The sequence below is a fragment of the Pedobacter sp. CG_S7 genome (genome assembly GCF_040544395.1).
Classification (GTDB): domain Bacteria; phylum Bacteroidota; class Bacteroidia; order Sphingobacteriales; family Sphingobacteriaceae; genus Pedobacter.
Genome location: NZ_JBEONS010000011.1, coordinates 1 through 23349 on the forward strand (window position 1 = coordinate 1; position 23349 = coordinate 23349).

General features: G+C 36.8%; 16 protein-coding genes. 9 read left to right on the forward strand and 7 right to left on the reverse strand.

Annotated elements, in window-relative coordinates:
- Positions 1–17: 17 nt before the first annotated feature.
- Complete coding sequence (locus AAKU52_RS07995) at positions 18–383, reverse strand: hypothetical protein (RefSeq protein ID WP_354332080.1); 366 nt, start codon at positions 381–383, stop codon at positions 18–20.
- Positions 384–1747: 1364 nt separating this feature from the next.
- On the reverse strand, positions 1748–2611 hold the full coding sequence (locus AAKU52_RS08000; protein ID WP_354332082.1) for a helix-turn-helix domain-containing protein: 864 nt from the start codon (positions 2609–2611) through the stop codon (positions 1748–1750).
- Between the two features lie 201 nt (positions 2612–2812).
- Between AAKU52_RS08000 and hxlB the strand changes: the two genes are divergently transcribed.
- From hxlB to AAKU52_RS08030, 6 genes are all read left to right on the forward strand, one after another.
- On the forward strand, positions 2813–3400 hold the full coding sequence (hxlB, locus tag AAKU52_RS08005; protein WP_354332084.1) for a 6-phospho-3-hexuloisomerase: 588 nt from the start codon (positions 2813–2815) through the stop codon (positions 3398–3400).
- Between the two features lie 23 nt (positions 3401–3423).
- Positions 3424–4056 (forward strand): 3-hexulose-6-phosphate synthase, encoded by a 633-nt coding sequence (hxlA, locus tag AAKU52_RS08010; protein WP_354332086.1) that lies wholly within the window; start codon positions 3424–3426, stop codon positions 4054–4056.
- Between the two features lie 228 nt (positions 4057–4284).
- The gene (locus AAKU52_RS08015; RefSeq protein WP_354332088.1) at positions 4285–4977 is read left to right on the forward strand and encodes a carbonic anhydrase family protein; all 693 of its coding nucleotides are present in this window, start codon (positions 4285–4287) and stop codon (positions 4975–4977) included.
- A gap of 61 nt (positions 4978–5038) precedes the next feature.
- On the forward strand, positions 5039–5410 hold the full coding sequence (locus AAKU52_RS08020) for a response regulator transcription factor (protein WP_354332090.1): 372 nt from the start codon (positions 5039–5041) through the stop codon (positions 5408–5410).
- A gap of 39 nt (positions 5411–5449) precedes the next feature.
- Positions 5450–5947, forward strand: a complete 498-nt coding sequence (locus AAKU52_RS08025; RefSeq protein WP_354332092.1) for a cupin domain-containing protein — start codon at positions 5450–5452, stop codon at positions 5945–5947.
- A gap of 185 nt (positions 5948–6132) precedes the next feature.
- Complete coding sequence (locus tag AAKU52_RS08030) at positions 6133–6861, forward strand: acyl-CoA desaturase (protein WP_354332236.1); 729 nt, start codon at positions 6133–6135, stop codon at positions 6859–6861.
- Positions 6862–6877: 16 nt separating this feature from the next.
- Here AAKU52_RS08030 and AAKU52_RS08035 read toward each other — a convergent pair whose 3' ends face one another.
- A complete protein-coding gene (locus AAKU52_RS08035) occupies positions 6878–8221 on the reverse strand; it encodes a DEAD/DEAH box helicase (RefSeq protein ID WP_354332095.1) in 1344 nt (447 codons plus the stop codon).
- Between the two features lie 339 nt (positions 8222–8560).
- Between AAKU52_RS08035 and AAKU52_RS08040 the strand changes: the two genes are divergently transcribed.
- Positions 8561–10465: a DNA topoisomerase IV subunit B gene (locus tag AAKU52_RS08040; protein ID WP_354332097.1), complete on the forward strand. Its 1905-nt coding sequence runs from the start codon at positions 8561–8563 to the stop codon at positions 10463–10465.
- On the opposite strand, the gene AAKU52_RS08045 is transcribed toward AAKU52_RS08040, so the two are convergent.
- Genes AAKU52_RS08045 through AAKU52_RS08055 form a run of 3 tightly spaced genes read right to left on the reverse strand, consistent with a single transcriptional unit; the run spans position 10462 to position 18856 of the window.
- Positions 10462–11439: a YihY/virulence factor BrkB family protein gene (locus tag AAKU52_RS08045; protein WP_354332099.1), complete on the reverse strand. Its 978-nt coding sequence runs from the start codon at positions 11437–11439 to the stop codon at positions 10462–10464. The two genes, AAKU52_RS08040 and AAKU52_RS08045, sit on opposite strands and share 4 nt — an antisense overlap.
- Before the next feature lie 6 nt (positions 11440–11445).
- On the reverse strand, positions 11446–13737 hold the full coding sequence (tamL, locus tag AAKU52_RS08050; protein ID WP_354332101.1) for a translocation and assembly module lipoprotein TamL: 2292 nt from the start codon (positions 13735–13737) through the stop codon (positions 11446–11448).
- Entirely contained in the window at positions 13721–18856 is a 5136-nt protein-coding gene (locus AAKU52_RS08055; protein WP_354332104.1) for a translocation/assembly module TamB domain-containing protein, read from the reverse strand. Before AAKU52_RS08055 ends, tamL begins: the two co-directional genes overlap by 17 nt.
- Before the next feature lie 276 nt (positions 18857–19132).
- Here AAKU52_RS08055 and AAKU52_RS08060 point away from each other — a divergent pair, with 276 nt between their 5' ends.
- Both AAKU52_RS08060 and AAKU52_RS08065 read left to right on the forward strand, forming a co-directional pair.
- On the forward strand, positions 19133–19621 hold the full coding sequence (locus AAKU52_RS08060) for a cytidine deaminase (RefSeq protein WP_354332106.1): 489 nt from the start codon (positions 19133–19135) through the stop codon (positions 19619–19621).
- Between the two features lie 123 nt (positions 19622–19744).
- Entirely contained in the window at positions 19745–22606 is a 2862-nt protein-coding gene (locus tag AAKU52_RS08065) for a DNA gyrase/topoisomerase IV subunit A (RefSeq protein ID WP_354332109.1), read from the forward strand.
- Positions 22607–22631: 25 nt separating this feature from the next.
- On the opposite strand, the gene AAKU52_RS08070 is transcribed toward AAKU52_RS08065, so the two are convergent.
- Positions 22632–23219, reverse strand: a complete 588-nt coding sequence (locus AAKU52_RS08070; RefSeq protein WP_354332111.1) for a HupE/UreJ family protein — start codon at positions 23217–23219, stop codon at positions 22632–22634.
- Between the last annotated feature and the right edge of the window lie 130 nt (positions 23220–23349).

The window sequence follows — 23349 nt, forward strand, 5'->3', positions numbered from 1 at the left end:
CATTTTTTCTGCTTTGGTCATATTGATTGTTTTTTAAAAAGCAAATGTAGAGTCAAGTTGCCTTTAAAAAAATATGGACTTTGTGGGGCGGATACATTCTGACGTTCCTTTTTTTCTTTATCGGTTAATAAATCTATATTAATTATAAATTCCCTATCTCCAATTTTGTCACCGAACTTTGCCGAAAGTTTATTTCGTTCTTCTTCGGTTACTCCTTTATTCATAGCTTTAATTAAGCCTTGCTTTCCATATTCTTCAAGTTTTTCTTGAGTTATTATCTCATTGTTGGCGATAATTACGTATTCAGGCTTTTTTATGTCTTTTTCTTGTCCAAATAGAGTAAATCCATAAAATACGAAGATTAATACTATAAATTTTTTCATGCTTATTTTTATCAATTGTTAAATTAAAGTTCAAAGTTTTTTCAAATTGCTAGCCAAGTTTTCTGACTTTGCGAGTTTTTGGTTTACTTATCGCAATTTCCCATAGCATAAACATAATAAAAAATTACTAAACCGTCACTGTAAGTTACCTGGTTTTGCAAACCATTCAAAACTTATTTTATCTTTAAATGTCTGGTGAGCCCTTTCTGAAAAAATTATCCGATTAACACTGTAAGATTAGCATTGTTCATTCCAATAAAAAAGGCCAAATATCTATCATTATTCCCTGTTTTTTCCATAATTTGAAACATTATTATTGAAATAAGCCAACTAGCTACAATTGTTTATTTCAACTAAATAACAATATTTATTTTTTTTAATTCTCAAAAATCCATTTAAATAATCAAACAGATTTACTTGTTTTTGATGATGAGTTTTTGATAACGAAAGTATTAAAAAATAAGATATGCTAGGGTAATGACGGCAAATCTAAGAAAAGGGTAGTTTGTGTAACGGTTAAAACGAATTCGCGAATTGAGCCAAAGCGAGTTCATGAAAAACAGTTGAGCTCCAAAATAATAAATTTGATTAATTTCAAAAGCATATTTTGAATAACTGATAATATCTTTATTATTCTCATTATCTACCCATGCCCGTTCTAAGTGGCTAATAATAACCATTTCAATTGTTGTTTTAGACCCAAATTGTTTAATAACTTGATTCAATAAATATATTAATGTTTCATTAAAAGCATCTCCTAAAAATGATTGTTGGGTTAAAACTTCCCCGTAACCATTACTAAACTTTAAAAATTCTAAATTAACCGGATTATGATCAACTAATTTGATATAAAGCTTATGATATTCAGCAGGGACAGTTCCAATATGTATAGCCTGTAAGCTATTCCACTCATTGAATTTCCAGTATTCTTAAAATGTAAAAAGTCACTGTATAATAAAATCTTATTGAGTTTTGATTTGAAGAAATCTGAGTTTGAATTTGAAATATAGCTGATCATATTGACTACCTTAACTTTATTGGGAACTTTATAGCCATTAAATTCAGAAGGCTTTGAATGTTTAAAAACATAGAATCTCAAACATGTTCTTTTTTCTTTAATTAGGTCTTGAGTAATCTTTAATATTTTGAGCAATCTCTTTCGATTAAAATTGGTTTACTTGCATCTAGAAATTTTCTAAATTCTTCTGGATCTTTTGCAGTCAACATTAATCTTCCATTAGCAACCGTAGTTATATCTCCATTCTCATATTGATGATAGCTATTTTTACTTAATCCTAAGATTTAGGATATTTTAGAAGCAGCAGTTTATAATGCTATTCAAATAAGGCTATAGGTAACTCTTTTTAAACTAAAGTATTAAATTTTGATTGTATGTGTTCCTTCGCCTCCTTTTGAAAGGCTTCTGGCGTTTGACCCGTTTGCTTTTTGAAAAAGCGACTGAAATAAGGGCGGTCTGAAAAACCAAGCTCATCAGCAATTTCTTTTATCGTACTTTCACTATGAATAATGCTTCGCTTTGCTTCCAGAATCAGCCTGTCGTGAATGAGTTGCATTCCTGTTTTATCAAGCTTCTCCTTTAAAATCTGATTGAGCCGCTTAGAACTGATGCCCAATTTACCTGCATAAAAATCTGTATTCCTTATTTCCTGGTAATTGCTTTCCAATAACATCAGGAATTCATAAACTCTTTTCTGATGAATGTCATGAATAGTAAATTGCTGTTCCTTTACCTGTATCAGCTTTAATAGGAATACTTTTAACAAAGCTTTTACCATGATGTAGTTGTTGCCTTCAGTGTGGTATTCTTTTTCCAGCAACTCATAAATTCCTGTTAAAGCTAAAGACTCACTTTCACTCAATCGAAGGCAAGAGAATTCCCCCTGAACATTAAATATCTTAAATAAGTCCAACATAAATTCTTTATCTTCTCCTTCTAACATTGCTCGTTTAAAAGAAATCAGTTCGCCATTTTTTCCTGCCTTGTTTAACTGGTGTACCCGGTAAGGAGGGATCAAATAAATCCAATCACCCCTAGTTTCAAAATCCGGTTCCTTTAACGCGTGCAAAGCTGCCTCGTTTTTTAACCAGACAATCTCAAAGAAATCTTTTCGCCCAGGATCGTTCAGGTAACTCGGAGGACAATCACCTAAATTCCTGATGTAAACAAGTGACTTTTCAAGTGGGGGTTGTGTTGCTGAAGGGATCATTCTTAAAGTTAATTAAAATGAAGTAATAGTAGTGGACAAATAAGTAATTAAAGTGGACTATTCGGAAATAGGTGTTTCTTCATTGCGTTTTTATGACTTTTGAGTTACGTTTATTCCAAATAGTCCTATAGAATGTGCTAATTGTCTAAGCTTTCTTGCTTTGTAGGAAGCTATTTTTGTGAAGGTTTAAAAAGCAGATACATGCAAAGTATAAAAGAGCAAGAACAAATAGCAAAAGGAATTAAAATAAATCTGGAAATGATCATTGTTGAAAATACCTGGCTACTTAACCAGATCGATTTTGTCCAGGTTAATGCCTTAGCAAGTGATATTCAACAGGCAAATCATATTTTTATGATAGCTGCTGGTCGCTCAGGTTTTTCGATGAGGTCAGCAGCAATGCGCTTCATGCATCTCGGATTAAAAGTTTATTTTGTTGGAGATACGACTACGCCTGCTATTCAAAAAGGCGACTTGCTTATTGCAGCATCAGGCTCTGGTACAACCAGTACGATTATTAAAGCCGCAGAAAAGGCTATAGCTGCAGGTGCACGCGTTTTTGCGCTCTCCACTCAAGATCAGTCGCCACTAGCAAAAATAGCCAATAACCTGGTTCATATACCTGGAGCAGAAAAAGAAGATCACGATAGTAGCCGCTCAAGGCAATATGCGGGAAGCTTGTTTGAACAATTCCTGCTCCTGCTTACTGATGCCGTTTTTCAATCCTTATGGAAAGCGGATGGAACCCCCGCTGAAGAATTATGGAAAAGACACGCTAACCTCGAATAACAACAAAATTAATTATAGAAATTATGGCAAAATTACAAGTAGCAATAGACTTATTAACAACAGAAGAAGCATTAGCGCTTGCAGCAAAAGTTGCACCTTATGTAGATATTATTGAGTTAGGTACTCCACTAATCAAAAATATGGGTTCATCAGTCATTAAGGCAATGAAAAATGCACATCCTGATAAACTCGTTTTTGCAGATCTTAAAACTGCTGATGCAGGAGAACTTGAAGCGGATATTGCTTTTAAAGCAGGTGCAGATTTAGTAACCGTACTGGGCACTGCAGGAAACGCGACTATTATCGGTGCCGTTAAGGCTGCAAAAGCACATGGTAAAGGTGTTGTTGTTGATACAATAGGACATCCGGACCGTGTTAAAAGAGCTCAGGAAGTAACTGAATTAGGTGTGGAATTTGTAGAATTACATGCTGGTCTTGACGAACAATGGACTGCAGGTTATTCGATTCAGGTATTAATTGACGAAGCTGCAAGAGTTGGCGTACCAGTTTCAGTAGCTGGTGGTGTAAATATTGATAACATTACCGAAGTTATCAAAGCTGGTGCAAAGGTGGCTGTAGCTGGTGCTGCAATTTACGGTGCTGAAGATCCTGCAGCTGCAGCAAAAGCACTTCGCCAAGCTATTGATGCCGTTTAACAACAGGATTTAAATTTAATATTAAAAACAGCTTCTGATTTAGTTTAGAGGCTGTTTTTTTTTAAAAAGCATATTAACCATCGCTTTTTCTTATTGATTTTATGAGCTAATTGCAGATAATTTATCCATTTTTCGCCTAAAAACACGTAAAATTGTGGCATTATTACATCAACAGTTGAAACAACGATGAGTACTTTTGAAATTTTACTTGGATTTTCCCTGTTGGGAATGATAATTTTATATACTCGTAAAAATAACAAAAGATCCACAGATCAAGTTAAGGAACAGGATGTCATTTCTGGTAGTATTTTGTCTGCTGAACAACAAAAGGCCCTGCATCCTGATAAGATTTTATCGATCTTAAAAAAGGGAAATCAGGATTTTGTTGATGGTGTGCTTACCATTAGAAATAATTCTGAAAGAATGCGCCAGGCTTCCCTTGGCCAGTACCCTCTTGCGGTTGTTTTATCATGCCTGGATTCTCGAGTGCCCGTTGAAGATGTTTTTCACCAAGGTATAGGTGATATTTTTGTGCTCCGTGTGGCCGGAAATATTGTAAATGAAGATATACTAGGAAGTTTAGAATATGCATGTAAAGTGTCTGGTTCAAAATTAATCCTGGTATTGGGCCATGAATATTGCGGCGCTATAAGGTCGGCTGTAGATAACGTAAAAATCGGGAATATTACTGCGCTGCTCGAAAAAATACGTCCTGCAGTTATCGCTTCCATGGATTTTCCCGGCGAAAAAACTGCTGCTAATCCTAAATATTTGCATCATGTTTGTACCGAAAATGTAAAGCTTAGCGTAGCTAATATCAGGTCAAAAAGTCCTATTTTAAACGAAATGGAAGCTCAGGGAGCCATTAAAATTGTAGGTGCTGTTTATGACATGGAAACTGGTAGGGTTAATTTTAATTAATTTAGTATTTTTGGCTAAATTATTCCTTTAAATGCATTTCAATAATTAATAAATATATATTATGGTAAAAAGAATACATGTTCTTGAAGACGATACTGATATTAGATATATCATAGAATTTTTGCTAAAAGATGAAGGCTATGATTTACAGCTATCTTCATCATTTGCTGAGTTAAAAGAAAAGTTGAAAGATTCTTTGCCAGATCTGTTTATCCTTGACGTAATGCTTCCGGATGGTGATGGCTCAGAAATTTGTGCTGACTTAAAAGGTGATTTGTTTACTAAACATATCCCAATCATTGTGATGTCTGCAAACGACCAGAATATGAATAAAAGCATTGCTGCTGGTGCGGATGATTATATTAAGAAACCTTTCGATATTGATTACATTGTTAAGCGAATTGACAAATTAATTGGTAAAACCGTAAAATAAATATTTTACTATATTTGATTTTTTAATAGAAGAATTACGATGTCAGATCAAAAAAATGAAATATTCAATAGCATTGCCCAACGTCTTAAAATTGAAGGCTTTAATGTTGTAAACGTTGATAATACTCGTCCCTGGGGCGGTTTCTTTGTTATAGATGAGCAGCAGGCGCAACAGTTTGCAAATGTTTATTTCGACGGATTAAATGTTGAGGATTTAAAAATCAGTGGCAAGTTGAGTCCTAAAATATTAGTTGTTGCACCAGAAAAGCGTTTATCCTGGCAATACCACCATCGCCGTGCTGAAATTTGGCAGGTAGTAAGTGGAACCGTTGGTATTGTAACCAGCGATACTGATGAGGAAGGCAAACTTCAAAAATTAACGCCAGGTAACAGAATAACTTTGCAAAAGGGAGAGAGACACCGATTGGTTGGTCTGCAGGACTGGGGTATCGTTTCTGAAATCTGGCAACATACCGATCCTGAAAACCCTTCAGATGAGTCTGATATTGTAAGGGTAGAAGATGATTTTGGAAGGTAATTAACAATAATTTTAATACAATCATAAAAAGGCTGCATCATTGATAAAAAATGATACAGCCTTTTGTATTTACAGCCATTTGTTAACCTTACTTTATTTCAACTTAACACAACTTATCTTTTAGTACTTTTGTTATTTGAAAACAAATAATGGGCGAAAACCCATTTGTACCTGAACACTTTTATATGACTATTTTAATTTTCTTTCTTTTACATTGGTTCTTATCACTTTTTTGCCAGACTTTTTTCCTTCACCGCTATGCATCACATAAGATGTTTAAAATGAACCCCTTCTGGGAGAAGTTCTTTTATACCCTTACCTTCTTGGCACAGGGATCTTCCTTTTTAAATCCAAGGGCTTATGCCATTATGCACCGCATGCACCATGCCTATAGTGATACCATAAAAGATCCGCATTCTCCACATTTTATTAAAGACGTTTGGGGTTTAATGATCCAGACTAAAAATATATATCTGGATCATGTGAAATTTAAAACCGAACCTGAAGAGCAATTTCGCGGAAATTACCCAACATGGGCTTTTATAGATAAAATAGGTGATGCCTGGCCAACAAGAGTTGCTTTTATACTTTTCTATATAGGCTTTTATGTCATTTTTGCCACGCAATGGTGGATGTTTCTTTTATTGCCTATTCACTTCTTAATGGGGCCTATACATGGTGCTATAGTGAACTGGTGTGGGCATAAATATGGTTATTCTAATTATGATAACGGCGATCACAGTAAAAATTCCTTACCACTGGATTTTTTAATGTTAGGTGAGTTGTTTCAAAATAACCACCACATGAGACCGAATAGTCCGAATTTTGCTGCTAAATGGTTTGAATTTGACCCAACTTACCCTATACTAAAAATGATGCACTGGTTGCGCATCATTAGAATTAGAAAATCATAAAAAGAGAGTTAGTTTACTAACTCTTTCCACTCCAACGGCGACTTCCGCTTTTGGGTGTTCTCTTAGCACCACTCAGGTTTGGTTCACGATCCTGACTGCGTGGTGCTTGTTTGCTTTTAGCAGATGAAGCAGACGCAGACGCATTTCCTCCTCTGCGGTGATTTGCCGCAGAAGGTTTTCCTCCTTTAGGCTTATCTTCCTGTTTAGCCATTAATCCTTGCCAGCTCATCGCATAAGGATTATCCTCCGCAACAGGTATGGTTAAGCCAATTAGCTTCTCAATATCCTTTAAATATTCCTTTTCATCCGCATCACAGAAAGAAAAAGCGATACCGCTTAATCCTGCACGACCAGTACGGCCAATCCTGTGCACATAAGTTTCAGGAACATTTGGTAATTCGTAATTGATTACATGGGTTAATTCATCTACATCAATACCACGGGCAGCAATATCGGTTGCAACCAAAATACGTGTTGTTCTGTCTTTGAAATTTGTAAGTGCCCTTTGTCTGGCGTTCTGCGATTTGTTACCGTGTATCGCTTCTGCTTTAACACCAATTTTGATTAAGTCTTTAACAACTTTATCTGCACCATGTTTGGTACGTGTAAATACCAAAGCAGTTTGTATGCCCTTATCTTGCAAAATGTGGCTCAACAACGTTCTTTTGTCGTTTTTGGCCACATAATAAATAGACTGTACAATTTTTTCTGCTGTAGAAGATACCGGTGTAACTTCAACTTTCGTTGGGTCATTTAAAATGGTATTTGCAAGTTTTTGAATTTCCGCTGGCATAGTTGCCGAGAAAAATAAAGTTTGTCTTTTGGCAGGAAGTTTTGTAATTACTTTCTTAACATCATGGATAAATCCCATGTCTAGCATCCTGTCGGCTTCATCTAAAACGAAGATTTCCAATTCGCGCAAGTTAATGAACCCCTGGCCCATTAAGTCTAACAATCTTCCTGGTGTGGCTACTAAAATATCTACACCTCTTTGAAGTGCATCGGTTTGTGCTTTTTGACCTACGCCACCAAAAATTACCTGGTATTTTAAAGGAAGGTTCCTACCATAGGCTTTGAAACTTTCCTCAATTTGAATTGCAAGTTCGCGGGTAGGGGTAAGTATCAATGCTTTAATGGCTTTTGGGCCTTTAGTATTTGCATGAGGCTTGTGCAGTAATTGCAACATTGGAATTGCAAAAGCAGCAGTTTTACCTGTACCAGTTTGTGCGCAACCTAACAGGTCTTTGCCTTTTAATATAGTTGGAATAGAATGTTCTTGTATTGGGGTTGGTTGAGTATAACCTTCTGTTTGCAATGCCGATAATATAGGCTCAATCAGATTTAATTCGCTGAATAACAATATGTAAGTATTTAATGTTTAATAGAATGAAATGAACACATTTCATTTCTTCGCAAAGATACATATAATTTTTTCTCTTACGTTGATTTTTTACTGCGGAGTAATTTACCTATAAAATAAAGAACAATAAAGCCAAAAAATAGAGAGGTTTACGTATACATATCCCATTATTGAAATATAAATGATAACCGATAAGATTGTAAATCCCGCAGGACCAACAACGATCATGGAGAGGTCAAACAGGGAGAGCTATTTTTTTGAAGGGATCATAATTTTAAAAGTTGTACAATGATAAGGCTAATTATGTAAATTTGTAAATCTACTACTCTACAAATCATCATGGCAGAACCGAAATATAACGAAGACAGTATAAGGTCACTCGACTGGAAGGAACATATTAGATTGCGCCCAGGAATGTATATCGGGAAATTGGGCGATGGATCTGCACATGATGATGGAATCTATGTATTGCTGAAAGAAATCTTTGACAACTCCATTGATGAGTTTGTAATGGGTTCAGGACGTACCATTGAAATTACTGTTTCTGAACATAAAGTAAACATCCGTGATTATGGCAGGGGTATTCCTTTGGGTAAAGTAATTGATTGTGTTTCTAAAATTAATACCGGTGGTAAATATGATAGTAACGCTTTCCAGAAATCTGTAGGCTTAAACGGTGTAGGTACCAAAGCCGTTAACGCTTTGTCTAATTCTTTTGTCGTTCAATCTTACCGGGATGGCAAAACAAAGAAAGTGGAATTTTCAAAAGGGGAAATTGTGCTGGATCAGCCCATCATTGAAACTACCCAGCGTAATGGTACCGCCATTACCTTTTATCCTGATGAAAGTATTTTTAGAAACTACCATTACATTTCTGAATTCGTAGAAAGCATGATCTGGAATTATGTGTTCCTGAATGCCGGATTGACAGTAAACTTTAACGGCCAAAAGTATTTCTCTGAACGCGGACTTTATGATTTGCTGAATAAAGTAGCAGATGTTGATCATATCCGTTACCCCATCATCCACCTTAAAGGGAATGATATTGAAATTGCCATGACCCACGGACAACAGTATGGAGAAGATTACCATTCATTTGTTAACGGGCAGCACACTACGCAGGGTGGTACACATCAGGCTGCTTTTAGAGAGGCCGTTGTAAAAACTATTCGTGAGTTTTATAAAAAGGAATACGAAGCATCGGATATCCGTTCTTCGATTATTGCCGCTATTTCCATTCGTGTACAAGAACCTGTCTTTGAATCGCAGACCAAAACAAAACTAGGGTCTCAAAATATGGGTCCAGACGGTCCGTCTGTACGTACTTTCATCAATGATTTTCTTAAAAAGGAGCTGGATGACTACCTCCACCGGCATTCCAATGTAGCCGATGCGTTATTGAAACGTATCCTGCAATCTGAACGGGAACGTAAAGACATTGCAGGTATTAAAAAGCTGGCTAACGACCGCGCTAAAAAGGCTTCTTTGCATAATAAAAAACTTCGCGACTGTAAAGTGCATTTCAATACCAACCATGATAAAAGGTATGAAACTACCTTGTTTATTACCGAGGGTGATTCTGCTTCAGGTTCAATCACTAAATCCAGGGATGTTGATTGTCAAGCGGTTTTTAGTTTGAAAGGTAAGCCTTTAAACTGCTACGAACTTACCAAAAAAGTGGTTTATGAAAATGAAGAGTTCAATTTGCTGCAGCATGCACTTAATATTGAAGATGGGCTGGAAGGCTTACATTACAACAATATCGTTATTGCTACTGATGCAGATGTGGATGGCATGCACATCCGGTTGTTAATGATGACATTCTTTCTTCAGTTCTTTCCAGACCTGGTTAGGGCAGGGCATGTTTATATCTTGCAAACGCCATTGTTCAGGGTACGTAACAAAAAGGAAACTTTTTATTGCTACAGCGATGAAGAACGTAAAATGGCCATTCATAAGTTAGGTGGTAAACCAGAAATTACTCGATTTAAAGGCCTTGGGGAAATATCTCCTGATGAATTTGGCTTATTTATCGGTAAAGACATTCGCCTTGACCCAGTTATTCTTAAAGACCAAACCATTAAAAGTTTGCTGGAATATTATATGGGTAAAAATACTCCCGACCGCCAAAGGCATATCATCAGTAACCTGAGGGTAGAGAAAGATACTATTGAAGAATTGATCTCTGCTGATGCAAGTGCAGCTACAGCTGCTGTAACAGAAGATATTGTAGCTGAAATTTAATCTGTAATAGCTTTGGTATCTTCCGGATGCTGTGGTGGTAATATGGTGACCTCTTTTTCTATGATGATTATTTTTGTGAGCACCGCATATTTACTCGGCGCTATTGCCTGATCATATTTTTCTGAGTAGGCCTGTGTAAATTCGGCTCCAAAATACAGGATGATGGAACTATAATAAATCCAAAGTAAAATAATAATAATAGATCCTGCAGCACCAAATGCAGATCCCGGGTTTCCCTTTTCAATGTAAATCCCGATTAAAAATTGACCAATACTAAATAAAACAGCCGTAAATAGGGCGCCTATAATGGCAGTCTTCCATTTGATGATGACATCAGGTAGTACCTTAAAAATGATAGTGAAAATTCCTGTAACCACAGCCAGGGTAACCACACGGGTAATAAGATCCATCATAATAGTTGTTACTTCTGGGATATATTGAGAAATTTTAGATCCCAAACCTACAATAATACTATTCACAACCAGGGAAACCAGTAATAAAAAGCCCATGGAAACAATTAGCGAGAAGGATAATAATCTATTGGTAAGCATTTTTATCCAGCCCTTTTTTGGAATAGCCCGCACTTTCCAGATCAGGTTAATACTGTCCTGAATTTCTATGAATATGGCTGTGGAACCAATAACTAGGGTTATAATTCCAACCAATAAGCCAAGGGTGCTCTTGCCGCTCAGGTTGGCATTAATTACAAAGCTTTGCAATTGCAATGTTGCCGGTTCTCCGATAAAGCTATTTATTTCTGAAAATAACTCCGTATCAGCATTCAGCTTGTCGCCGAAGAAAATACTTGCCGCAGAGATAACGATAATAATCAATGGGGTTAATGCAAATATGGTATAATAAGCTAATGACGCGCTGAGTTTAGTCACTTTATCTTCTACAAAACCTTTACCGGCTGCCATGAAAAGATGGCCGAGGGATTTAAAAAAGCTTAGTAACGATCTGAGTATTTTCATGTTTTTTTAAAATGGATAACCTATGCCAATATTATAAATTATGTTTTCTTTACGCCATGTTTTATTCCCGAAATCAATCTGATCCACTACCCAACGATTACCAGGTGCTAAATAAGGTTTACGAATAGGGAAAGCTACATCCAGACGTATCACGAATATAGTGGCATCTACCCTAAGACCAACACCCGTACCGACGGCCATTTCACTTAAGGCATCTTTAAAGTCAAAGCCTGAACCAGGTTTTAGAGGATCTTCTTTTCTGAGCCATATATTACCTGCATCAGCAAATAATGCACCATGAAGAATACTGATCAGTTTAAACCTTAACTCGGTGTTAAACATTACTTTTACATCACCACTTTGGTCGGCATAAGTTTCTATTGTTGGAACTCTGTAAGTCCCGGGACCTAAAGATCTGGCTGCGAAGGCACGAATATCGTTACTGCCCCCAGCAAAGAACTGACGAACAAATGGCAAGGAAGGACTATTCCCATAAGCATAACCATAGCCAACATTAAAACGATTGGCCCAAATGATGTTACGGGTGATTTTGAAATAGTCTCTAACGTCTGCTTCTAAACGTACAAACTGCGTAATAGGGACACCCAATACTGCTTTTTCTCCAGCCCCATTCTTATTAGCAAATAAACCCCAAACATTACCTCCGGTTTCTAGTCCCCCAAAAAAGAAAATGTTATTCCTTCTTTTATCCTCCATCTGGTTGGTATAGGTGAAATTGTAATTACTACCAATAATAAATTGTTTCTCCAATACCCTTCTTAAATCTGGAATGGCCTGTAGCAAACTATCAGGGTTATTTGCAGTAATTTTAGAAGTCACATAGTTTACAGATATTGGATTAAACGTATGTTCTTTATACATGTTTTCCTTCCAACTGTAGCCAAACTCTCCTTTAATAGAATTCAGGTTATAGTTTGAACCTCTGCTCAACAATTGATAGGAAACAGAACCAATGGTTTTTGGAATAAACGCATTCGTATTGCTAGGGTTGAAAAAAGGAACAATAAACCTGGGGAAAGTAAGTTTCGCTTCTGTGGTAAAAGAAAAAGAATTTAGTCCTTTTGATTGTCCGCTTATTTGTGTTTCAAAACCACCACTCAAACTAACATCTAATTGTTCAGCACCTCTAAACAAGTTCCTTGTTGTTTGGGTAAGTTTTAACTCAGAACCCACAAAATTATTTGATTTACTCGTTCCTGTCGCAGAAAATGATAAAGTGTTTTTCTTTAATGGGGTAAGGTATATGCTTAAATCCAGTTTGTTGTTTTTAAAGCTGTCTAAAGGTACAAAATCGGCCTTCACATATTGAAATGCACCGATGTTTACCATTCTGTTTAAAGACTGGTTATGATCTGTTCTATTGTAGAGCTCGTCTTTTTTAAAGAAAACCAGTCTATCAAACAAGTTAGGTTTGAAAGTTTTTCTGGGATCATAGATTTCGAAATCATGATATACTTCCGGTGTAGCGTTTTTGAGGACACTATCTCTTCTCAGTGTGTAATTAGGGTAAATGTTAATTTCATTGATAGTGTAAGGTTTTAATCCGGCATCAGGAGCAATATCCTTAACCCTTAACCTCACATCGACCAGGTTTTTACCTATCGTACTATCGACCTGCAAAATAAGGTAATCGGGACTGAAATAAAAATAACCGGCCTCTTTAAGGTCATTGTCTATTCGGATGCGCTCGTTTTTAAAAACATCAAGGTCATAGTTATCCCCAACTTTCAATAAAGTTTGATCAACGTGGTTGCGAATGATATTGGCAATACCCATGCTGTCTTTTGGGAAAGTAATGCTGCTAATTTTATACCGGTTTCCAGTGTTCACGGTGTAAATCGCCTTCGCTTTTTTATCTTTTACAACAGTGTCACCTATGACATCAGATTGTAAATAGCCCTGACTAATTAAATAACTTTCTAAAACGGCATTATTATAGTTCAAATTGACCTCACTCAACAATACCGGTGGTTCGCCTAACTTGTTTCGCAGCCAATGACGGAAACCTTTAGGCTTTTTAGGTTCACCCACAAGGTTATACATGCCTAATTTAAATTTAATACCTAAGAGCTTTTTGTTAGGTCTAGGCCGGGTTTTGCTTTCTAAGGTGCGTTTAACATCCTTTTGATCATCAATCCTGAACGAAGAATCAGGATTGATCTTTATTTCTGCACCTACATATAAATTTTGTCCCGGCTTGAGGTTCTTTGTACTGCTACAAGCACCCCAAATCAAGCAGATAAGGATCAATAAACTAACTTTAATTTGTTGTTTCATTTCTAAGCTTCCGTTCTTGGTTATTTCTTTTCTTTTTAGAGAAGTTCCTGAAAACTTCCCTAAACCTGTTGTAATCTACCACAAGTGCAAACCCAACCCCGGTTTCAATAATCTGACCTTCAATTATTCCTTCATTCTGGTTACGTCTGTAAGCCCTAAGTCTGTATCTGCCATCTGCCGATAACAAGTATTCCACATTCACATTTCCAGCGATATTTGTTGAACTTTGTCCTTGTCGTTGCGGCCCTTCCAATCCAAATGAACTGCCGATGGTAACGGTCAGCCGGTCATTCAATAGTTTTTTAGATAGGCCAATTTCTAGATCTGTTTTTTGTTCCAGCTGCCCCGTAGAATAATCTTCAGAAGAATTCACTCCAAAATTTAAGTCTATGCCTTTAATCAAATCAGAGGCTAAATTATTCAGTTGTTCTGTTAAAAGTTTACTTACACTGGAGCGGGCGAGCGTAGAAACGCCACCACCTCCGGCAAGACTCTGGAAAGGATTGTCTGCTATAAAACGGTTTAGTGCTAGCAAGGCAAACACCTGTTTGTTTAATTCACTTTCATTTGTATTTACCTGCAGTAATTTAGTGTAAACTATACCACCTAAAGCACCACGTTCATTTTCAGGAAGATCCAGTTTGAATTTAATAATGGGTTTAAGCAATTCCCCTGTCATCATTAAATAAACCTGGAAAGGCAATTTAGTTTTGTAAGTATTTCTTGTAAATTCACTTTCCGTATTTGCCTGACTGGCCAGTAAATCTATAGGTGCAGCATTAACCTCGTATAGGGCAGATAAATTAATATTGGCAGAAGTGGGCTCGCCAGTCCAAACAATACTACTACCCTGTATCAGTTTAAAGTCTTTTTTACCTAAAGGGCCAACCGATAAATTATAGGAGCCATCAGAAATTTCATAGCGCCCTGTTAAGCTGATTTTACCACTAGGATCCATAGTGGCTGCTAAAGTAGCCTGACCTTTAACTTTTAAAGCATCACCATTTTCGGGATCCACTACTACGTTTAATTCTGCATCCCGATCAATTTCGATTGTGGCACTCAGGTTCAAGCCTTTAATGGGAGCTTTACTCACTGAGTCGGTAGCATTGAGTGCTTTTCTGCCATTAAATGGAGCTACGTCAGCATCAATATACTGCACTATCCCTTCCTGGTCAATAATAGAAGGGTCTGTTGGTGGCATTGCAAAGAAAAACTTGGTCTTATCCTCCACCTTGATGTCCATATCAACATCAGGCTGGTTGAGATCTCCCCGAACACTAATGGTACTGGTTAAGAAAACCGTTCCATAAATCAGTTCATTGTCGGCCGCTGTAGAATTTAATACCCTGAAATTACGTGTTCTGATGTCCATGTTGAACTTATAATTTCTATAATCAGTAGTTAGAATGCCACCATTAATTGTCGCTTTTTGGTTTAATGAATCTATGATAGTAAAGTTGTTGAATTTTATGCCGGTTTCATTAAAGCTGATTGTTTCATTTGGCATTCTAAAATAAGAATTGGCATAAGCAACATTAAAAGCCGCCTGATTAAATTTTAACTCTCCTAAAACGCTAGGAGCATCCAATGCACCCTTAATATTTAACTGGCCGGTTACCGTGCCCGAGCCTTGTCTTATTTGTCCCATTGATAAGCTTTCTACTGCTTTCAAGTCTATTTTATCTATAAAGACTTTAAGGTCTAAAGCACTTTTTGGAGCCGTATAATAAAAGCCATTTGCCCTTAATTCATGTACACCAGATAAGGCAATATCCATTTCGTAAGCATTTGCTGTATTATTATTGACAGCAATCCTTAAAGTTCCTAACCTATCTTTCTCATAGCGAAGCTGGTCAATGGTAAGGTTTGCCTCAATTTTAGGAGTGGCAGCAAGGTCTTCTACTTTTACCGTTCCATTGATAGAACCACCTGCAAGTGCACTGTCTGCCTCTGCAAAGCTGGTAAGGGTTTCTATCCTGAAATCTTTGAATTCAACATTAAGTGGCGCATTTGCTGTCGTGTTGGTACTGTTAATACTCAGCAGCTGACCTTTATTACTCAGGTTAAACTGGTTAGCCAAAATACCCGATTTGCCAAATTGAATATAGTTCTGCGGACTAACGGCCCATTTTTGATAGTTCAGCAATAACTTTTCAGGATCAAAGCTGAACCGATAATCTTTATCGAAGGATTTAAAATTTCCACCCAGCACATATTTATCTTTGAATTTACTATCTCTTAAGAAAATATTCAACCCTAGGTTGTTGTCAGCAGCAATTCCACTCACTTCAGTATTGTAAAGTGATAACGAAGGACTTTGAATATTCTTGACCATTAATTTATAACCCAATTTTTGGTCATTATTGTTAATCGTTATTCGGGTACTGTCTACTTTATAATTGCCATATACCACGCGTGGGAACCAGGCATTCATTACCAGGCTGTCTTTTTTAGTATCCAATATTCCATTCATTCTGGAAGGGGCAAAGGTGCTCAACTCCGGGACAAGGTTCTGTAAGAACTTGGGATTGTAAATGTTAACGACAAACCTAAAACGTTGATCAGGAATTTTAGTGACCTGACCAAACTGGTAATACTTGTTGATTTGGTTAATTACGGCACTACCCAGATTGGTTAACTGGTACTGACCGTCTACTTTTGCATTAAGTATCTCTGAATTTAGGGTTAGTAAATTATGCGTTGCAGTTGCTTCTGAGTGTAAAAGAATGGTATCCACATTAAAACTTTGTCCATCTTTCACTACCTGTAAGTTATTAATAGCCACATCTCCATTTAGAAAATCAGGATCAGCACTGGTTACATTGGCATCAATAACGCCGGCAAGTTTTAATTCTGTTGTACTGAAATTCAATTTCTGAAGGTCAATTTGCTTTAAATTAATATTACCCTTAACGGCTGGGTATTTCCCTGCCATGTTCACAAAAGCCGTCAAGTTGAAATTGGCATTCGTATCGGTCATATTACTTTTCAGGTTAAGCTTTTGCTGTGTATAATTGCCACCCAGGATCAGGTTTTTGTAAATATATTTATTATAATCAGCGCTGATTACTTTTGCATTTAAACTTACTGAAGCTTTTTTCATGTCCAGCCCTGTGCCTTTTACCGCTGCGGTTAATGTAATGCGGCCCAATACAGTATCCATTTGTAACAGACTACCCATGTTAAAGTTGTTAAGGTCGATGTTGGCATTGTAACTTTCCTTTCCTTCGGGTCCTTTCATGTTGGCTGAAATTTTAGCCGAACCCATGTCGGTACTGATGTTAAGGCCAGTATTGAAATTAGTTAAAGAACCTTTGAATTTACCATTGGCATTGATGGTGTTAGGCAAGGTGATATTTGCAGGAATGGCGTTTTTAGGGATAACCACCATAAGATCAGCTTTTGTCATGGCGAATCTTTTAATATTTAAGTCCAGGAAAGTTTTGTTAATATCTGGCAAACCTTTAACCGTTCCACTTACATCGGTACGTGTGTTTTTCAGACCAGTGATTTGAAGTTTCGGTATATTCAGGTTATTTAAATAACCATTAGCAATAGCATTTACTTTTATTTTTTCATTTTTATAATTTGCTGGAACCGCATCACTAAAATAAATCGCATCCTTTAACCCTATAGTGGTGTTTTTAACTTCCATGAAAATCTTCACTTTTTCTGGGTTTTTAGTTAAGTCATCGATGGAGGAATAGTTTAGTTCGGTATTGTTTTCAATAATGGTGTTTGGCGTTTTAACTAATAAGTTCTTCACTTTAACCTGTCTGTCTGTGTATAGCACATCACCTTTTAAATTCAATAAGTTAAATCCACTCTTCTCCTTCAATTTTCCATTTTTAACGCTCACTTTAATAGCACCGTCGTTGTAATTAAGCCCTGTTGCTGTTAAACCAAGGTTTTGCATTTTGAGGTGATTGAAATCCATTCCCTTTACCGGCTTTTCAGCGAGGTTATCAAACTGCACTGTATTATTTGCTAAGGTCAAGCTATTTAAGAGCAGGGTAAGTGGGGCGGATTTCGCTACTGTATCTGTTGCTTTTTTTATAGGTACAGCAGGTTTAAAAGCAAACAGTACGTTTGATTTATTGAGGTTGGCGTCGCCTACTTTGTAATTTCCATTTTTAACATCAGCCTGCAACTGGGTGAAAGAGAATTCTTTTAAATCGAGGTCTGCTTTTGTATTATTTGTGGCACTGTTGAATTTGATCTTAGTCTTGTCAAGATTTGCATTAGCCAATTTAAAATTGTTATTGGTCAGGTCCAGGAATAACTGGGTTAAGGAAATTTCATTAAAGTCTATGTTGGCCGCTGTTTTTGATAGACGATCATTAAAATTAATTTTTACATTATTAAAAGCGAAATTCTCAATTTCTACTAAAGGCAATTTACCTGTTTCGGTTTTGGTGGTGTCTACACTGTTTTCGAGTTGTGCCTGTAATTGCGTCAGTGGTTTTTGCTGGAGGTAGGTTACCGCAGTATTTTTTAGGGTTAAGTCCTTAATTACATAATGTTGCTGGTTGAGGTCGAAATCTTTGATGTTTGAATTGAATTGGCCAAGGTTCAGTCTCATTTCGTTTCCTGCAACATCATCGCGGTAAACTATACCAATATCTTTTAATCCAATTTTATCTATAGAAAACTTAAGTGTTGAGGTGGTATCTGCCAAAACTTTGTCCTGGGGTTTCTTTTCTTCCGACATAAAAGCGTCTACTAAAAAAGAGAAGTTAAAAGTAGTGTCAGGGTTAATTCTGGTTACGTTAGCCCTTACTTTTTCTAATTGTATGTTATTAATCTCAACCCGGTTACTCAATAGTTTAATTAAATTGATGTCGACGGCCAATTTTTGTGCGTATAAAAGGGTATCCTTTTTTTGATCTTCGATATAAAAGTTTTGTAGCACAATATCTTTTGGGAAAGCTATTGTGATTCTTTCGAGACTAACTTCAGTATGTGTTTTGTTTTTAAGGTAATTAATCGCCTTGTTTTTAACAAAGTTTTGAACGGCGGGGATATTCAGGGAGAGCACAACCATCACTACTAAAAGGATAATTATGGAGATTATCCATAGAATAACCTTTAAAGTTTTACGTATGTTTTTGTTCAAGAGATGAGGGTTGATTAGTTAAGTAATATCGTTTTTTTTATCTAAAATCATGCCATTTGGCTTTATTTAAACCTGGAACATTAGATTTTGTTTTAGCAAACTTTATTTATGGTAAATAATGGTCTTTTAAATAAAAAATTAAGCGATTTTACTTTCCATTTCCATGGTTAAAATAATATTATTTGCCGGAGCATTCTCTATTGGGAACCATGAAATTGAGAAATAAAATTATAGCTACCATAGCTTATTTTAGCCTTAAAATAGCTATGTTTAAATATGAATAAATTGAACTTGACCATCAACTATGAGTCGTATAAAAGTCTGGCAGGTCTTAATGATGAGGATAAAGCATTATGTAGCCAGGCAGAACAGGCTTTGAAAACTTCCTACTCACCCTATTCCAATTTCAAGGTAGGTACCGCGATTAGATTAAACAACGGCAAAGTAGTGATGGGTAGTAACCAGGAAAATGTAGCCTACCCATCAGGTTTATGTGCGGAGCGTGTGGCTCTGTTTACTATTGGTTCTGCCTTTCCTGATGCGGTAATAGAGAGCATGGCGATTACCGCCCAAACCGATAATTTTAAGATCATGAATCCGGTAACTTCCTGTGGTGCCTGTTTGCAGGTCATGGCAGAGTTTGAATTGAAACAGAAAAAAGAAATTGAAGTGTTGTTTTATTGCCTCAACGGGGAGGTCATCAAAATAAAAGGCATTAAAAGTTTACTCCCTTTTGCGTTTTTTGAAGGTCGTTTGGCCGTCTGATTTCAGTCTATTTTACTTACCTTTGTTGCACTCAGGAGTGTTTAAAACTTCTTTGCTGGAATTTTCATTCCAGCACTTATATTTACAACAACAGTTAATTTATTAATAAAACAACAACTTTTAATGAACGACGAAGAGCAAGAAAACGTAAACGGAGAAAATAAGCATACCATAATCCCTATTAACGGGCTATATGAAAACTGGTTCCTCGATTATGCTTCTTATGTAATTCTGGATCGTGCAGTTCCGCATATCAACGACGGACTGAAGCCTGTGCAGCGCCGTATAATGCATTCGCTGAAAGAAATGGACGATGGACGTTTCAATAAAGCAGCAAATGTAATTGGTAATACCATGAAATACCATCCCCATGGGGATGCCTCCATTGGTGATGCGATGGTTCAAATTGGTCAGAAAGATTTATTGATCGATTGTCAGGGTAACTGGGGAGATCCAATTACCGGTGATAGTGCTGCTGCTGCTCGTTACATTGAAGCGCGCTTGTCTAAGTTTGCTAATGATGTTGTTTTTAATGCCGATACTACAGTTTGGCAACTCAGTTATGATGGACGTAATAATGAACCCATCACTTTACCGGTAAAATTCCCTTTATTATTAGCTCAAGGTGCAGAAGGTATTGCTGTTGGTTTAGCCACCAAGGTAATGCCCCATAATTTTCTGGAACTTTTAGATGCCTCTATTGAAGCTTTAAAAGGGGTAAGGCCCAATATTATGCCTGATTTCTTTACCGGCGGTATGGCTGATTTTTCAGCTTATAATGAGGGCATGCGTGGGGGTAAAGTCCGCGTAAGGGCAAAAATCACTGAGAAAGATAAAAAGACTTTAGTTATCACAGAAATTCCGTACAGTACAACCACGGGATCGGTAATCGACAGTATCTTGTCTGCCAATGAAAAGGGTAAAATTAGGATCAAAAAGATTGAAGACAATACCGCACAGCATGTAGAGATCGTTATTCAACTGGCACCGGGTATTTCGCCCGATGTAACTATTGATGCGCTATACGCCTTTACCTCCTGCGAAGTTTCTATCTCTCCAAATACCTGCATCATTAAGGATGATAAGCCTCAGTTTTTGAGAGTGAATGATATCCTGATTGAAAACACTAAAAATACCAAAGCCTTATTAAAACTGGAATTGGAAATCAGGCTCTACGAACTGGAAGAAAAGATTTTCTTCAGCTCTTTGCTGCGAATCTTTATTCAGGAGGGGATGTATAAAGACCATGGTTATGAAACTTCCACCAATTTTGAAGGTGTGGTTAACGTTTTATATGCTTTATTTGAGTCCTTTAAAGAAAAATTATACCGCGAAATTCTGCCAGAGGATTTCAAAAAGCTGATCGATAAGCCAATGAGCAGCATCACCCGTTTTGATGTTAAAAAAGCGGATGAGCAAATGAAATCCCTGGAAGATGAAATTAAAGTAGTTAAAAATCACCTCCGCCACTTAACGGATTATGCCATTGCATGGTTCCAGAAATTAAAAGATAAATATGGCAAGGGGCGGGAACGTAAAACAGAAATAAGACTGTTTGATAGGGTAGAGGCTTCTAAAGTTGCACTTGCCAACGTTAAAATATACCTGAACCGCGAAGATGGTTTTATAGGTATTGGTTTACGTAAAGATGAATTTATTGCTGATTGTTCTGACCTCGATGAAATTATCGTTTTTAGGGAGGATGGAAGATGTACTGTTACCAAAGTGGCAGATAAAACTTTTGTAGGCAAGGGAATTATTCATGCTGCCGTGTTTAAAAAAGGGGATGAGCGGACTATCTATAACATGATTTATAAAGATGGTGCCAGTGGTGTTGCTTACATTAAGCGTTTTGCCGTACTTGGTATTACGCGTGACAAGGAATATGACCTTACAAAAGGCAGCAAAGGTTCTAAAATCTTGTATTTTACCGCCAACCCTAATGGGGAGGCCGAAGTGATCAATATACAGCTTAAGCCCCATACTAAATTAAAGAAAGTTGTTTTTGATATTGACTTTGCTGAAATTGCTATAAAGGGTCGTGCCTCGCAGGGAAACATTGTTTCTAAATATCCAATCAAGAAAATCCTGCTAAAAAGTAAGGGCATTTCTACACTTGCAGGCTTAAAAATATGGTATGATGAGTTACTGCGCCGCTTAAATGTGGATGGCAGAGGAAAATACCTTGGCGAGTTTGATGGTGATGATAAAATTCTGCAAGTGCACAAAGATGGCTGGTATGAATTGAGTACTTTCGAATTGAGCAACCACTTTGATGCTGATTTGATTCTGATCCAGAAGTTTGATTCGGAAAAACCTTATGCTGTGGTTCAATTTGAAGGCAAGGGCAAGAATTATTTCGTAAAAAGATTTGTATTCGAAAACATATCGGTTGGTAAAAAAATAAGCCTGATCAGTGAAGAAAATGGATCTAAATTTATTTATCTAACGGGCAATCCTGATGCTAAACTGACTGTTAAGGTGCTGAAAGGTAAAAGTCATATCCCTGAAACGCTGGAGATTATATTAACCGATTTTATTGACGTGAAAGGTATCCGTGCTAATGGAAATAGGTTAAGTCAGCATGAAGTTAAACACATGGCTATTAGTAATCAAGAAGAGGTGGAAATAGCAGATGCTGTTTCTGAATCAGGTATTGACAATGAAAACAGTGATTTTGATGAGCCAGAAGATGAATCTGAGCCCGTAAAGGAACAAGAGGAACACGCTACGTTAGTTAAGGTTAAGCCTAAGTTTGTGAGCGAAGCACCGAAAACACCTGTTACCACTGTTGAACAGAACAGAACTTCAGTAGAACCTGAAAAGATGAAGTCTGCAAAAATTCCTTATAATGCAGATGAAAAAACAGGTGATACCGAAAAAGAGAAAGCGCAGACAGAAAGCACAAAACAGGTTATTAAAAAAGATATTACTAATTCTGAGGATACAGATATTGATGATAAAGGACAAATCGGCTTGTTTTAAAATAGATTGGAACATTTATGTCCACCTAAATTAATATTGCAGGTAAACGCTCTATCGCCATTACAAAAGAAATCCCAAAAATAGCCGACGACAAGAAGAAATTCCAGTCCCATTTTTTAACCTTTAATAAGTTTAGGAGCAGGAATGACAACACTAAGGTTCCGCCAACAATTAAGAGTTGCCCGAACTCAAGGCCTATGTTAAAAGCAAAAAGTTCTGCAATAATTTGATTGCTGCTGCCTAGCAATCCTTTGAGGTAATTAGAAAAACCCATCCCATGGATTAGCCCAAAAAACAGGGCCAACAGGTATTTAAATTTAATAGCCTTGTTTACTGTTTTTTTGTTAACAATATTCGCTGCGGCGGTAATAACGATCGTTACAGGAATTAAAAACTCAATCAGGGCAGTGTTTACATTAATTAAATTTAAAACACTTAAAGCCAGGGTAGCGCTGTGGCCAAGCGTAAAGGCGGTAACGAGTATCAATACCTTTTTCCACTCCACCAGGCTGTAGCTACCACATAAAACCATCACAAAAAGGATATGATCATATCCACGCCAGTCTAAAATATGTTGCCAGCCTAATTCAAAATATAGAGGGAAATCTTGCATGAGGCATGCAAAATCGGGTTTTAATTTTAAGAATACAAAAATTCATCATTTATCACTCCTTATTAGTCATAGATGTTACAACGGTGACACCATGGTGAGTCAAGGGTGAGTCAACGTGTTGTTCAGTAAA

Excerpts from the sequence above, each read along its gene's own strand:
- AAKU52_RS07995 (WP_354332080.1), bottom strand. The coding sequence starts at position 383 with ATGAAAAAATTTATAGTATTAATCTTCGTATTTTATGGATTTACTCTA.
- AAKU52_RS08000 (WP_354332082.1), bottom strand. The coding sequence starts at position 2,611 with ATGATCCCTTCAGCAACACAACCCCCACTTGAAAAGTCACTTGTTTAC.
- hxlB (WP_354332084.1), top strand. The coding sequence starts at position 2,813 with ATGCAAAGTATAAAAGAGCAAGAACAAATAGCAAAAGGAATTAAAATA.
- hxlA (WP_354332086.1), top strand. The coding sequence starts at position 3,424 with ATGGCAAAATTACAAGTAGCAATAGACTTATTAACAACAGAAGAAGCA.
- AAKU52_RS08015 (WP_354332088.1), top strand. The coding sequence starts at position 4,285 with ATGATAATTTTATATACTCGTAAAAATAACAAAAGATCCACAGATCAA.
- AAKU52_RS08020 (WP_354332090.1), top strand. The coding sequence starts at position 5,039 with ATGGTAAAAAGAATACATGTTCTTGAAGACGATACTGATATTAGATAT.
- AAKU52_RS08025 (WP_354332092.1), top strand. The coding sequence starts at position 5,450 with ATGTCAGATCAAAAAAATGAAATATTCAATAGCATTGCCCAACGTCTT.
- AAKU52_RS08030 (WP_354332236.1), top strand. The coding sequence starts at position 6,133 with ATGACTATTTTAATTTTCTTTCTTTTACATTGGTTCTTATCACTTTTT.
- AAKU52_RS08040 (WP_354332097.1), top strand. The coding sequence starts at position 8,561 with ATGGCAGAACCGAAATATAACGAAGACAGTATAAGGTCACTCGACTGG.
- AAKU52_RS08045 (WP_354332099.1), bottom strand. The coding sequence starts at position 11,439 with ATGAAAATACTCAGATCGTTACTAAGCTTTTTTAAATCCCTCGGCCAT.
- tamL (WP_354332101.1), bottom strand. The coding sequence starts at position 13,737 with ATGAAACAACAAATTAAAGTTAGTTTATTGATCCTTATCTGCTTGATT.
- AAKU52_RS08060 (WP_354332106.1), top strand. The coding sequence starts at position 19,133 with ATGAATAAATTGAACTTGACCATCAACTATGAGTCGTATAAAAGTCTG.
- AAKU52_RS08065 (WP_354332109.1), top strand. The coding sequence starts at position 19,745 with ATGAACGACGAAGAGCAAGAAAACGTAAACGGAGAAAATAAGCATACC.
- AAKU52_RS08070 (WP_354332111.1), bottom strand. The coding sequence starts at position 23,219 with ATGCAAGATTTCCCTCTATATTTTGAATTAGGCTGGCAACATATTTTA.